Annotated in this window: 13 protein-coding genes; 5 read left to right on the forward strand and 8 right to left on the reverse strand. The window is 64.9% G+C overall.

Annotation, left to right across the window (positions count from 1 at the left end; translation table 11 throughout):
- The first annotated feature begins 10 nt into the window (after positions 1–10).
- Complete coding sequence (locus tag OG390_RS28275) at positions 11–868, forward strand: GNAT family N-acetyltransferase (RefSeq protein WP_406172188.1); 858 nt, start codon at positions 11–13, stop codon at positions 866–868.
- 39 nt (positions 869–907) lie between these two features.
- Positions 908–1456: a GNAT family N-acetyltransferase gene (locus tag OG390_RS28280; protein WP_406172190.1), complete on the forward strand. Its 549-nt coding sequence runs from the start codon at positions 908–910 to the stop codon at positions 1454–1456.
- A 107-nt stretch (positions 1457–1563) separates the two neighbouring features.
- On the opposite strand, the gene OG390_RS28285 is transcribed toward OG390_RS28280, so the two are convergent.
- Complete coding sequence (locus tag OG390_RS28285; protein WP_406172192.1) at positions 1564–2124, reverse strand: GNAT family N-acetyltransferase; 561 nt, start codon at positions 2122–2124, stop codon at positions 1564–1566.
- 27 nt (positions 2125–2151) lie between these two features.
- Positions 2152–3054, reverse strand: coding sequence for a hypothetical protein (locus OG390_RS28290; RefSeq protein WP_406172194.1), 903 nt, complete (start codon positions 3052–3054; stop codon positions 2152–2154).
- Between the two features lie 620 nt (positions 3055–3674).
- Between OG390_RS28290 and aspS the strand changes: the two genes are divergently transcribed.
- On the forward strand, positions 3675–4997 hold the full coding sequence (gene aspS, locus OG390_RS28295) for an aspartate--tRNA(Asn) ligase (protein WP_406172196.1): 1323 nt from the start codon (positions 3675–3677) through the stop codon (positions 4995–4997).
- Positions 4998–5062: 65 nt separating this feature from the next.
- Here aspS and OG390_RS28300 read toward each other — a convergent pair whose 3' ends face one another.
- The 6 genes from OG390_RS28300 to OG390_RS28325 form a co-directional block, all read right to left on the reverse strand.
- The gene (locus OG390_RS28300; RefSeq protein ID WP_406172198.1) at positions 5063–5551 is read right to left on the reverse strand and encodes a restriction endonuclease; all 489 of its coding nucleotides are present in this window, start codon (positions 5549–5551) and stop codon (positions 5063–5065) included.
- Between the two features lie 328 nt (positions 5552–5879).
- Positions 5880–6665: a hypothetical protein gene (locus OG390_RS28305; RefSeq protein ID WP_362758365.1), complete on the reverse strand. Its 786-nt coding sequence runs from the start codon at positions 6663–6665 to the stop codon at positions 5880–5882.
- Positions 6662–7585, reverse strand: a complete 924-nt coding sequence (locus OG390_RS28310; RefSeq protein WP_406172200.1) for a radical SAM protein — start codon at positions 7583–7585, stop codon at positions 6662–6664. Before OG390_RS28310 ends, OG390_RS28305 begins: the two co-directional genes overlap by 4 nt.
- Positions 7582–8883: a radical SAM protein gene (locus OG390_RS28315; protein WP_406172202.1), complete on the reverse strand. Its 1302-nt coding sequence runs from the start codon at positions 8881–8883 to the stop codon at positions 7582–7584. Before OG390_RS28315 ends, OG390_RS28310 begins: the two co-directional genes overlap by 4 nt.
- A gap of 5 nt (positions 8884–8888) precedes the next feature.
- On the reverse strand, positions 8889–9245 hold the full coding sequence (locus tag OG390_RS28320; protein WP_362758371.1) for a hypothetical protein: 357 nt from the start codon (positions 9243–9245) through the stop codon (positions 8889–8891).
- Positions 9246–9428: 183 nt separating this feature from the next.
- Positions 9429–9722 carry a helix-turn-helix domain-containing protein gene (locus tag OG390_RS28325; RefSeq protein ID WP_406172204.1) on the reverse strand — a complete coding sequence of 98 codons (294 nt, stop codon included), beginning with the start codon at positions 9720–9722 and terminating at the stop codon, positions 9429–9431.
- Between the two features lie 468 nt (positions 9723–10190).
- Between OG390_RS28325 and OG390_RS28330 the strand changes: the two genes are divergently transcribed.
- Both OG390_RS28330 and OG390_RS28335 read left to right on the forward strand, forming a co-directional pair.
- Positions 10191–11624 (forward strand): carph-isopro domain-containing protein, encoded by a 1434-nt coding sequence (locus OG390_RS28330; RefSeq protein WP_406177886.1) that lies wholly within the window; start codon positions 10191–10193, stop codon positions 11622–11624.
- Positions 11621–12595: an FAD-dependent oxidoreductase gene (locus OG390_RS28335; protein WP_406172206.1), complete on the forward strand. Its 975-nt coding sequence runs from the start codon at positions 11621–11623 to the stop codon at positions 12593–12595. Before OG390_RS28330 ends, OG390_RS28335 begins: the two co-directional genes overlap by 4 nt.
- The last annotated feature ends 84 nt before the right edge of the window (positions 12596–12679 follow it).

A 12679-nucleotide genomic window follows, 5' to 3' on the forward strand; every position in this document is an offset into this window, starting at 1 on the left:
ATCATGAGGCATGCGCCCGGATGACTGGCACCTCACCGATGACGTCGACAGCTTCCTAGACCGTGCAGCAGACTTCCTGCACTCGCGCCCAGCCCTGCACACCCTCCCCCTGACAGTGACCGAGGCACTGCGTACGCGGGGGGCAGACGCGTACGGCACCGACGCCCCCATCTTCGGTCGGCTGGAGCGGGCTGGCGAGGTCCGCGCCACTCTCTTCCACACCCCACCCCGCCGCCTGAACCTCACCCCTCTCACTCCCGAGGAGGCCGACAGCCTCGCCGCCCACCTGGCTGGCCTCGGCCGCCCGCTCCCCGGCGTCATTGCGGACCACGACACCGCCACCGCCTTCGCCGAGGCTTGGCAGCGGCACACGGGCGCGACAGCGATGCTCCACGAGCGGGAGCGTCTGTACCGCCTCCACACACTCACCCCACCGGAGCCACTCCCGCAGGGCCGGGGTCGAGTCGTGGGCGAGCAGGACCGCGAACAACTCATGCTCTGGTACCGCGAGTTTGTCGCTGCCATCGGCGGATCCGCCTCCGTGGATGCCAGCTCCTGGGCCGACACGCGCATCACCCACGGACGCGTCACGTTCTGGGAGACCCCGGACGGCACCCCCGTCTCCATGGCGGGCATGACCCCGATGGTTGCAGGCCAGATCCGCGTCGCCCCCGTTTACACCCCGGCCCACCTACGCGGTCACGGCTACGGGGGCGCCGCGACAGCCGAGGTGAGCCGGGCCGCGCTGGCCGCAGGCGCGACGGAGGTTGTGCTGTTCGCAGACCTGGCCAACCCCACCAGCAACGGCCTGTACCAGCGGATCGGATACCGCCCAGTGACGGACTTCGCGTTGTACAACTTCTCGTAGTGGTTGCCCGGATAGGGGCGCCGAGTAGAGTCCCCAGCCATGTATCCGGTCCAGCACTCCACCCCACGACTGTCTCTTCGGGAACTCACCGTGGACGACGTCGACGGCGTCCTGGCGATCTACGGTGATCCGGAGGCGACCCGGCACCTGTCCTTCGAGCCTCGAACCCGCGAGCAGGTTGAGGCTCTCGTCAGGGGGGCGATCGCCGCGTCCGGTGCTGAGCCCCGCACGGAGTTCGCGCTGGCTGGCTCTCAGGAGACTGGTGGTCTGATCGGCTTCGCCCGTCTCGCCATGGACCCGCACCAGCAGCGGGCCGCAACGCTGGGGTTTGCTCTGCGTCCCGATGTGTGGGGCCAAGGTCTGGGCGTAGAGACAGTGCGGGCTGTTCTGGCTGTCGCCTTCGGCCCACTGGATCTTCACCGAGTGTGGGCTGCGCGGTCTCCGGCGAACACGGTGTCGGAGAAGACTCTGCTGCGCGCTGGCTTCGTGGAGGAGGGGCGCATCAGGCAGCACGTATTCGTTCATGATGCGTGGCGGGACTCTCTGACCTACGGAATCGTCGAGGCGGAGTGGCGTGCGACGTTGTGAGTGAGCTGCTGTGACGTCGAGGCGACGGGCGCGACGCCAACCAGAGGCCCATGCGGAAGCCGGAGGGCACGGTCAGGGCAACGTCGAGCTGCTCGACGTCCAAGCTCTCACCAGGTGCGACGCATGAACGCTGCCCGATCAAGCCGCCAGATCTGGTGCACGCCGCTCTCTCCTGGCACCTGGGGCACCCTCGTTCGCACATGGCTCCGAGCGAAGCCCAACCGCTCAGGGATGCCGCGGCTGGCGTGGTTCAACACGTCATGGTCAATCTCTACCCCCTCGATGCCGGGGAGTTCGAAGGCTTGGCATGTCAGCGCGGCGACCGCAGAAGTCGCCAGACCGCGTCCTGTGTACGGAGGGGCGAGCCAGTAGCCGGAGTCCAACCAGGCGCTGTTGGCCAGGCGAACAAGGCCGCAGCTTCCTACGATCACGCCCTTCGATGTGATGGCGTACTCATAAGGACCGCCCGATATCCAGGTTCGTTCGCAGCGAGCGGTGAACTCTTTGGTCCGTTCAAGGCTGTGCCCCGCCACCCAGGGCATCCAAGGACGCAGATGATCAAGTGCATCGTGCACCAGTCGGTACAGCTCATCAGCATCTGAGGTTCGCCATCGGTGTAAGACGACCGGGCCGTACGCCAGAGTCTCAGCGGGCACAGTCGCCCTCACCAAGATCGAGTCCGGGTGCCGCTCGCCTCACTGCCTTTGGGGGCTGGCTGGCGAGGCGATGTCCAGGAGCTCCGCACGCAGCTGCCCACAGGCGGCTGCGGTCTCCCGCCCTGCGGACAGATGGTGGGAGACGATCCAGCCGTTCAGGCTGCTGGAGAGCGCGTCGATAAATTCCTCTTCCCGCGGGCTTGGCCGGAGTGGACTCCCCTGCACGGGGTTGAGGCTGGAGGTCCTCAGAAGGACGAAACGGCCGGCGTACGGGGTGAGCAGCTCAAGCAACGCTGCCTCGTCCTCCGGCCTGGTGTTGTGCTCACACAGGACATAGTTCAGCACTACGGGACGCAGTTCCGCGACGGATGCCCACAGAGGCAGTACGGCCGATGGGGCGTCCGCTCGGGGAATGACGAGCCGCCTCTGATCTGTGGTGGCACCGTGCAGGGAGAACATGAACCGGTCGGGCAGCCAGGAATCGGGCTTTAGGAGTGTCCTGACCCACGATTGCGGGGCGATGCTGGTGACTTTCACTGAGCGGGCAAGATCGCGAGCCAGGATGGTCTTCGCGGCAGTGGTTACGTGGGCCCAGTTGGCGGCGACATCTCCGACCCCTGCGAAATCGACCCAGACGAGTGGGCCTTGATGATTGCGTACGTCCTCCAGGGACTCGACTGCAGCGACGATCTCCTCTGGCTGAAGGTTCCGGACGAAAGGAGTGGTCGCGAAGGTCGTCGCGCAATGCTTGCAGCCGTAATTGCATCCTGCCTGGGCTGACATACAGACGGAATAGGCTTCGTGTTCCCCCTCCCAGAGTTGCACGGCCTCGAACGTGGCCCTGTCTGACGTCTTGAACACATACTTGACGCTGCGATCGAGTGCTCTGCTCGTGGAGACAACCTCAATTAAGCCGCCACTGCGGGTCGAATCGCCCATCATGCAGATCCCTTCCCGTGGAGTCCGTGCGCGCCTTACCGCAATCGACCGATTTGCGATTGCGTCTCAGAATGCCAATTCTCCGGCAGGCCGGAATGCCCCTACCGGATTCTTGCTGGCGTCAGCGAGAAATCACCCTAAAAGGGGGACAGAAAGTACTTACACTGCACCAATAGGTTCTGGCTCGCAGGGCAGACTACAGCCCAAGAAACTGAGCTCAAATTACAGCAGTAATATCCAGTGGCTGGGGCGGTCGGACAGCGAGACCGGCGGAGGAGCTGAGCCACTGGGTCTGATGGCCTACTGGGAAATCTTGCTGCTCTGCGCTCCTGGACCGCTATGCTCAGTTCCAACGCGTTGACGGAGACAAGTAGCGACGGGATCCGCGAGCAGAGAGAGCTGCTGGTAGCTGTGAAGGCAGTCTCGCGCCCCACGTGAAGACCCTCCCGAGCGCGGGGAGAAACGGCCGATCGACTCGGCCCAATGCCCCGCCGGCTAGCCCCCGTGACCGGGCCTGAATGAGGCCGTCGCCATCTGGTGGCGGCAAAGGCGTGGTGGCACCGCGAGTCCCCTTCTCGCCCACGCCCCCAAGGGATCATGACGACGCCCCTGGAGGGCCCGAGATGATCCACACGACTCCCCGTGTATTGGTCTCCGACCTGCGAGAACACGTTGGCGAGACCGTTTCCGTCTGCGGCTGGGTGAACACCCTTCGGCTGCAGCGCAAGATGCAGTTCGTCATCGTCCGCGACCACACCGGAATGGTGCAGGTCACCCACAAACGTGGCGGCGAGAGCGACAGCACCGAAGCCGCCCTGGAGAGCCTCACCACCGAGTCCGCGGTCAGGATCACCGGCCGCGTAGTCGACAACCCGATCGTCAACCTCGGCGGCCTGGAACTCGTGCCCGAGCAAGTCGAGGTTCTGAACCGGGCCGAGACACCGCTGCCGATCGACGAACACACCGGCCTGGAGCACCGCCTCGACTGGCGGTTCCTCGACGTGCGGATGCGTCCGCAGGCGCAGCTCCTGTTCGCTGTGCAGACCACTCTCGAGCAGGGCATGCGCGAGTACGCCTACAGCCAGGGCTGCACCGAGATGCACACCCCGAAGCTGATGGGAACGGCGAGCGAGTCCGGGGCCGAGGTGTTCAAGCTCGGCTACTTCGATCGCTCCGCGTTCCTCGCGCAGTCCCCGCAGTTCTATAAGCAGATGGCGATTTCCGCCGGCATCGACAAGGTCTTCGAGATCGGCCCCGTCTTCCGCGCCGAGCCGTCGTTCACGTCGAGGCATGCGACGGAGTTCACCGGCGTCGATGTGGAGCTCGCCTGGATCAACGGCGTCGAGGACGTCATGGTCTTCGAGGAGCAGATGCTCACTCACGCCATCGCCAAGGTCGCCGACGTTCATGGTGAGGCGATCCGCGAGACCTTCGGCGTCGACGTCACGGTCCCCACGATGCCATTTCCTCGGGTGACCATGGCCGAAGCCCAAGAGATCCTGCGGGCGGGCGGCTGGGACCCGGAGGGCACGAAGGAGGACCTGGACCCGGAGGGCGAGCGGGGCATCTCCGCGCACTTCAAGGAGCAGACCGGGCACGAGTGGGTGTTCGTCACTCACTACCCGACGAGCATTCGCCCCTTTTATCACATGCGCCCCGAGAGTGACCCGGGCTTGACGCTGAGCTTCGACCTGCTTTGGAAGGGCCTGGAGGTCACCACCGGCGCCCAGCGTGAGCACAGGTACGACGTACTGCTCAAGCAGGCCGCCGAGAAGGGCATGAGCACCGAGCCGTTGCAGGACTACCTGAACGCTTTCCGCTTCGGCTGTCCGCCGCACGGAGGCCTCGGTATGGGCCTGGGTCGGGTGCTGATGGTCATGCTCGGACTCGACTCCATCCGCGAGGCCGCCTTCCTGTTCCGCGGACCGAACCGGCTCACCCCGTAGGACCCTTGTCGCTTCATGCGATTGGGGCGGTCAGCACTCTGGCTGACCGCCCCAATATGGTCTGTTCAACGTGCTGCGCGTGTACGGCGCTTCGTCGGCTTCGGTCCTGGTGGCCGAGTGCCGCGCCCCGTCTTGCCCGTCCGGGGAGGCCCGCTGCCGGCGCCCCCGAGCGGTAGCAGAGAGTCCAGGCGGGCACCGTTGTTCCAGGAGCCGAACAGGTCCCGGTTGAGCGCGACGATGTTGTGCTTGGCGGCGAGGGTTCGGGCGGCAGTGCTGTATTCGCAGGTGGCGACGAACACGGCTACGTCTGCGTGGTGTTCGGCGAAGGCCATGCCGACGAACTTCTGCATGTCCCCGCTGGGAACGGTGCGATGCGGTGCGTAGTGCTTGACCTGGACGACGAGCCGCTGGCCGTGCGGCATATGACCGAGGACGTCGGCGGCGAGGTCCCCGGAGCCGCCCACCACGCGCACATTGGTGCAGCCGTCCCTGCGGCACAGCTCCGCGATGTAGTGCTCGAAGTCCTGCCAGCTCATCGCGTCGATTGCCGTCATGGATCTCTCCATGGCCATACGACGATCCTGCTCGCGCCAGGCCCTGTCACCGTCACGTGCGCGGCGATCGACTCTCCGTAGGGCCCAGACCGCGGCCCCGACTGCAGTCGCTAACAGCAACCCCAGCAGTAGCCACGGCACTTCGAGGAAGACGAACACCATCGCGACGATCGCCGCGGCCGCGATAGTGACGCGCTGCTGGATGAGGCTCCGCCGTTGCGCCTTGGTGCGTCGACGCTTCCGTTTGGCCACGCCGCCTCCCCCTTGGTGAACCTGCCCGCAGTGTGGAACGACCCTTTGCTGGGGCCAAGAGCGGCTTTCCGGCCAGTCAGTAGCGGACGTTGCGGAGATCGTGCATCCACGCTTCGTCGGGATGCTTGTCCCAGTAGGCGCGCAGCGCCAACTCTCGGTCTGAGAAGCGGCCCTGATGGCAGAGCCCGCCGTGGGCAAGGGTGACGCTCATCGCGAGTGGCGACTCGGTAGTCACCCAGTGCGGGGTCAAGGCGTGACTCCACAGCCTTTCGCCCGGCTCCATACGAACCGAGAGCCGGTCGGCCGGATCGTGCTCGGGCGGCTCCTCAGCGGTGGTCTCGCCAACAACAGCAGCCTCGGCGGACAGGACGCTGCCGGGGTCGTGGTAGCTGTGGAACGTCTTGGTGCCCTCGATCTGCCACACCAGCCCGTGGGAGTTGTCGTTGTGATACGTCGACGCGGCACCGGCTGTGGACAGAAAGAGTAGGGGCGCACATCGCTGCCACGTGTATCCCCAGCCGGACATCCGGGTGCGCCAGGGGATCATGACCTGTTCTTGGAAGCCGGCGAGTATGCCGGAGTAGAAGCGGGTGAGGTTGAAGTGCACCAGCCGGAACGGCCACGTGACGATCTCGTCGATCGGAGCAGTGCGGAAAGCGGCGGTGCGATCCATGCGGAGGGCCCAGTCGTCGTCACCGAGGATCGTGAACCGTACTTCTTCGTCCTGCCGGACCGCAGCGAGAACGTCGACGGCGGGCGGGAAGCTGTAGTCGAAGCTGATCAGTTCGCTGTCGACCGGGAAGTTCGGCGGGATGCACCAGCGGTCGAGGAACTCGTCTCGGGTGGTGATGGGGTTCGTCATGGGCTGCTCCCAGGTGGGGGTTCGGCGCGGCAGATGGCCGCGCAGGACGGGGTGGTCCACTCCTGGGGCTCGGCGTTGAGGAAGTCGCGGATGGTCGCCCTGGGGGCGGTCACGCTCACCGAGGCTGTGCCGTAGGGGCAGCGGCGGATCTCACCTCCCGCGGACACGTACAGGGACGGGCCCTGGCAGCGTTGCCTCCCAGGTGGTTCGCGGTGCAGGGCCTGGAGGTCTTGGACGTGCTGGTGGAAGCGCGACGTGAGGCGGAAGCGGGTGCCCAACAGGGCGGTGTCCTGGCTCTGCTGATCGAGATAGTCGGGCAGGCTCCACCCTGCGCGAGTTCGGTCGGCTTCATCGAGCATGACCGGACTGAATTGGACCTCCGCTTTCGCTCCGGCAACCAGATCATGCATGGCGCGGCACTCGGCATCGGTGAGCTGCCAGTAGGTGACGTGCAAGATCCTGCCCCGTGTGGCGCTGAGCTTGTCGAGGGTGGCGATCCCCGTGGCGGCGCTGCGGTGGGTGCGACCGAGCTTCATCGCGGCAGCTGAGTCCGCGGACACAGTTACGTTGGCCAACAGGTGCGCCACTTCCTCCAATCGTTCCACGTCCTCGGGGGCGCGGGCGGAGGTGACCACGGAGATCGGCATGCCGAACTGGTGGGCCAGACGCACGAGTTGCCGCAGCTCTGGGTGGTGGGCGGGCTCGCCACCGGTGAGGCAGATCTCTTCGGCACCTGCTTCCTTCAGTCGGGACAGGCTGCGGGTGTAGAGGGGCAGGGGGAGGTAGCCGTGGGCTCGGTCGGCGCGGAAGCAGAAGCCGCATGCGATCTTGCAATGCCCGGCGGTGCTGATCAGCGCCGACCGAAACCGCCCCCGGCCAGTCCGTGGTGCGGGCGGCCTGGTCGCGGTGTGGGTGTTCACTGCACCCCCGTGCTGTCCCACACGGCGATCTCGACCGTGCTGGTGTAGAACGCGCACATCTGCGGGTCCGGCCGCTCCCCACCGATCAGCAGCTGCTCATTGCGGGAGGGGCCACCACAGATCGCCAACGCTGGGCAAGTGCCGCACTCCGGCAGAGGCGCCACCTTCTTGGCGATGCCACCCAACAGACTTGTATCAGCGCGGATTTCATCGAGGGTGTGGAGGAACTCGGGTTCGGTGAAGTTGATGTCGCACAGACTGACCCGCTGGCCTGGCAGCAGCGCCACGTTCAGGGTGCGGTCGCTCTGCATGTGATCCAGCAGCATGGGCCGGCGCCGGTCGAGTGCCTGGAAGGCGCGGTCCAGGACAGAGAACATCATCCCGCCACGCCCCAGGGCAACAAGCCGCGCCTGGTACAGCTCCTTCGACAGGTCGGCCCCGTTGACGATCCAGCGGCCTCCGGCGGGGATGGGGGTGTTGGCGTAGATGAACTTCAGCCCGAGTTCCTCGATGATCCATGTGACGGTCTCAGCCAGGCGGCCGATGTTCGCCGGTGTCGGGGTGAGATTGCAGCCCACGTGGATGCCATCGATTTCCAGGAGCCGGCTTACGTTGCGGCGGATGCGGTCATCGGCTGCTTGCCCGCCGAGGAGTCGTCGGTGCGCGGAGTTGATGGAGGGCGGCCCGTCGATGGAGATGCCGACCCCGTACCGGTAGCGGGCGAAGTGCTCGGCCATATCGTCGGTGAGGCGGGCGCCGTTGGTGACGACGGTCCGCCGCACCTGCTTTACGCCGTATTCGGCTGCGAGCTTGTCGGCGAGGTCGTCGCCGTATTGCATCAGGTCGAAGCGGGTTGTTGGTTCGCCGCCGAACCACTGGATGGCTACCTCGTCTTGGCCGGCGTTGGTCTCGAACAGGTAGGTCAGGCCTGCGGCGAGGTCGTCCTCGCTCATGTCCGGCTTGCCGGTGTTCGTGTCGACGAAGCAGTAGCTGCATGCCATGTTGCAGCGGTCGGTGAGCACGACGCGAAGGCCGCTGATCCTGACCGGGGTCGCATCAAGGCCGAGGTTGCTCAGGCGGGTATGGAGTGCCTCACGCGGGTCGACCTCGGGGGTGTCGGGCGTGAAGCCGAGCTCGGAGAGAGCTGTGTGCGTCGCGGTCGGGGGGACCGCGGAGAGGTCGGTGACCTCCCCGCGGTCGAGGTACACGCTGTCCAGCGTGACCGGGTCGAGGAGAGCAGTCTGCCCGTCCCGGTCGTACTGGATGTACTTCCCCCACAGGAGCTGTGAGGAGGCCACTGTGGTTACGCGGCTTCCTCGGCGACGATCCCGCGCTCGGCCATCACCTTGCGGACCAGTTCCTCGCCCGCGGCCTGCAGCTGCGCCGAGGCCTCCGGGGAGCCGCCGTCGGCGAGGACGATGACGCCGGGCAGGGTCGGGTTCGCGGCGATGAACGTGATTCCGGCGGGCTCGGTGCTGACCATCATGATCGCGTTCTCGACCGGGACCCAGTCGGTCTTGTCCTTGACCCCTTCCAGGATCTCGGCCTGCTTGGCCTGGAAGGCGTCACGCTCCCCCATCCAGACCCCTGCCTTGCTCTTCGAGTCGACGACGTCCGCGTAGATCAGGTGGTCATTCTTGGCTCGGCGAGGTGTTGGCATAGCACTCATCTCCTATAGCTGGCTCGGTCTGTCTCGGATCTGACGTTGTGCTGTGCGGCCCCGATAATTCGCTGGGCCAGTCCATGAGGGTGCTACCGAAACCCCGTGAAGTCATATCCCGGAGGTGATATCACTCGAGCGATATCTCCACGGTGCACCTGAGCAGCTTTGATCTGCCTACGCCTACTCGTCGTCTGGGGCCGCGTCGAAGGGTCGTAGCATCGGTCCTGTCAGTTCAGGGGGCACATCTAGCCCTTCGAGCAGAGCAATGATCTTGTCGATGTTCGTGAGCCGACGGGTTCCGGACTCCAGCATCGACAGAAACGCCTGGCTAAGGCCGACCAGGGCAGCCAGGTCTTCTTGCCTTAACCCGTCTATCTTGCGCAGGAGTTGGCAGAGCGTACCGAAATCTCGTTCCACTAATGCTTTTTGGACATTGAGATCCAGCCAGACGTGCGGAGGAACTGACGGATCCACCGGCAGAGACCCCCTGGTTCTTCGGCTGCAGACCGTGCAGCGCCCCTCGTTGTTGTACCTGCTCAAGCGACACATGCACCCGCCGCAGCGTCGGACCTGCCGTACAGCAGAAGGCCGGCTACCTTGTACCGCCAATTCGCCCGGAATCGCTGACACAATCCGCTCGCCTCTCGCCCTTAGAGCATTCGAACCGAAGCAGCCGCCACGGCCGACCGACCTTTGTCTGCGTGCGCCACCTGGAGCGCGATCCGCTGCCGCTGGGCTGGCAGACACGGTGGGACGTTGCAACGGCTCACCAAGGACATCGGGTGGAGGCCACCCGGGGTAGGTGATCCAGCGGTCAACTCGGTCAACTTCACGGCACTTTGCGAGATCCTGGTGTCGGAGACGCCTCCCGCCTGGTGTGGTGATGGGCGAAGACTGCAGTGGAGAGGACAATCGATGTCGACGGCAGCCAGGGAACCCAACATGGTGCTGGCCGGTTGCCTGGAAGATCTTGGCTGGAGCCCGAAGGTGCTGGCTCGAAAGTTGAACCGCGCCTTCGGAGTGGGGACTGTTGCCGAGTCCGCGCCGTACCACTGGCGTGATGCCGGGCGTGTCCCACGGGCTCCGCTCCCAGCCATGGCTGCCTATGTGCTGTCGCAGGAACTCGGCCGAATTGTGTCAGTGGAGCATTTATGGCAAGGCAAGGCGTCTGACGCACCGATGCTCGCGTCAGCTGTATGCAACTTGCAACATCCATGGGGCTACCAAGAGTTGCGGCAGATACTGGAGGACTGGGTGCTTGGAGGACTAGTCGATCGCCGACAGTTCCTTGCCATTTCAGGCGCTAGCCTGCTTGCGGCAGTTTCTCAATATCTAGAAGGAGAGTTGAGTCAGGAGAGCCGCCGCTCACACGCGGTAGATCAAGTGTCCATCGATCCGCTCGTTTCTCAGGTCGAACACAATCTGCCCCTTCTACAGATGCTTGATGATGAGCACGGTGGCGCACGACATCTACCTTATGTGGGGGCCCAGTTCCGGTCCGTAGCTCTTCTGATTCGAGACGGCGGGCACTCCGAACTCTCGACCGTGTGCCTGATTCGTGCGCTGGCTGAGATTGGGCAGCTTGCTGGATGGATGGCCTTCGATGCAGCTCAACATGGGTTAGCGCAGCGGTACTTCATAACAGCCTTGCGTGCCGCACATCATGTGAACGATCGCTCCCTATGTGCGCATATCCTGGCAGACATGGCTTTCCAGGCGGCCTCCCGGCAGCATCCTGCTGATGCCGTCTCACTTGGTGAGGCTGCATACAGGGCAAGCGAAAGCGGACCCGTCGCGGTTCGCGCCTCAGTCCTCTCTCGCTTGGCACATGCCTATGCATCGTCCGGCGAAGTCTCAGATTTCGAGCGAACCAGTGGTCTTGCAAGAGATCTCCTCGAGCAACGTCGCGACGTCAGCGACGAGCCTCGGTGGATGTACTTCCTCACCTCCAATCACCTTGAGTGCCAAGCAGGGTATTCGCTGATCAACTTGGGGCGTACTACTGCCCCGGCCGGCGGTCGGGCGGCTGGACGGCGCCTCGTGCGGCGTGGAGAGGAACTCCTGGAAACGGGCGCTCACGCTGTATCGAAGGGAGATCCGAGCCAGCGCAGGGCCCTGTTCGAGGGAGCCTGGCTCGCATTGGGTTACAGCACCTCCGGCGACCTGGAACGCGCCTGCGATATCGGGCGGACCGCAGCGGCACGGCTCGAAACGGTGCGCTCCCCCCGCAGCACGGCCCTGCTGCAGCAGCTGGCCGAGGAGATGCGACTCAAGCGTAAGAACGTACACGTCAACAGCTTTCTCCCAGAACTGGAGGAGGCATTGGCCAAACATGCCGGTCCACGCTCTGCTCGACCGGCTACGGTCGGACCATGACCACAGACGAGACGATCGTCGTTGTCGGCGGAGGAGTTTCCGGCCTCACGACGGGCATAGCCCTGCTTGAGGCAGGGTTGCCTGTGCGGTTGTTGGCCGCGGAGATCCCCGCCCGCACCTCACTGGCCGCCGGCGCGATGTGGGGCCCCTACTTGGTAGAGCCATGGCCGAGGGCACGGGGCTGGAGTCTCACGGCCTTGGAAGTCTTCCGTGAGCTGGCCGGAGACCCCCGGACCGGTGTCTGTATGGTCAGCGGGATCGAAGCGGCACGCCACCCAGCATCAGCCCCGGACTGGGGTGAGCTACTTCCGGATCTACGCCGCTGCACGACTGACGAACTGCCCCCCGGCTTTGCGGTCGGCTATCACTTCACCGTTCCGTTGATCGACATGCCTGTCTACCTGTCGTACCTCCAGGGTCGCTTCGCTGATGCGGGCGGCATGGTGGAAGTGCGCATGCTCGCATCGATCGATGAAGTCGAGCGTGCCGCCGCGCTCGTGAACTGTGCTGGGTTGGGTGCTGGACCATTGGTTGGTGATGACGGCCTTCGCCCGATCAGAGGCCAGCACGTCGTCGTGGAGAACCCTGGCATCAGCGAGTTCTTCTCCGAAGACACAGGGATGTCACCCGACCTCGCCTGCATCTACCCGCACGGCGACACCGTGGTTCTTGGTGGAACTGCCATCGACGGGGACGGGACTCTGGCACCAGACAGCGTCGCTGCTGCCGGAATCCTCGCGCGGTGCGCTGCAATAGATCCGCGCCTGGCCAACGCTCACATCATTGAAGACCGGATAGGTGCTCGACCGACACGGTACGAGGTCCGCCTCGAGCTGGACCACCGGTCGGACGGCCTCCCCCTGGTCCACAACTACGGCCATGGAGGTGCCGGGGTCACGTTGTCCTGGGGATGCGCGCGAGAAGTTGCTCAGATCATGAAGGTTGCGCTTCCATCCCGCTCGAAGAGGTAGCACGCCGTCGCCGGTGCATGGCCGCCACCAACTGGTCGAGCGTGACAGGAGCTTCCAACCGCTAGGAAGCCCACTGTCCTTGAA

Source organism: Streptomyces sp. NBC_00996, from assembly GCF_045162675.1.
In the GTDB taxonomy this organism is placed as follows: Bacteria; Actinomycetota; Actinomycetes; order Streptomycetales; family Streptomycetaceae; genus Streptomyces.

Coding starts and splice junctions, on each gene's coding strand:
- aspS (WP_406172196.1), top strand. CDS start 3,675: ATGATCCACACGACTCCCCGTGTATTGGTCTCCGACCTGCGAGAACAC.
- OG390_RS28300 (WP_406172198.1), bottom strand. CDS start 5,551: ATGACGGCAATCGACGCGATGAGCTGGCAGGACTTCGAGCACTACATC.
- OG390_RS28335 (WP_406172206.1), top strand. CDS start 11,621: ATGACCACAGACGAGACGATCGTCGTTGTCGGCGGAGGAGTTTCCGGC.
- OG390_RS28280 (WP_406172190.1), top strand. CDS start 908: ATGTATCCGGTCCAGCACTCCACCCCACGACTGTCTCTTCGGGAACTC.
- OG390_RS28275 (WP_406172188.1), top strand. CDS start 11: ATGCGCCCGGATGACTGGCACCTCACCGATGACGTCGACAGCTTCCTA.
- OG390_RS28330 (WP_406177886.1), top strand. CDS start 10,191: ATGGTGCTGGCCGGTTGCCTGGAAGATCTTGGCTGGAGCCCGAAGGTG.
- OG390_RS28320 (WP_362758371.1), bottom strand. CDS start 9,245: ATGCCAACACCTCGCCGAGCCAAGAATGACCACCTGATCTACGCGGAC.
- OG390_RS28290 (WP_406172194.1), bottom strand. CDS start 3,054: ATGATGGGCGATTCGACCCGCAGTGGCGGCTTAATTGAGGTTGTCTCC.
- OG390_RS28305 (WP_362758365.1), bottom strand. CDS start 6,665: ATGACGAACCCCATCACCACCCGAGACGAGTTCCTCGACCGCTGGTGC.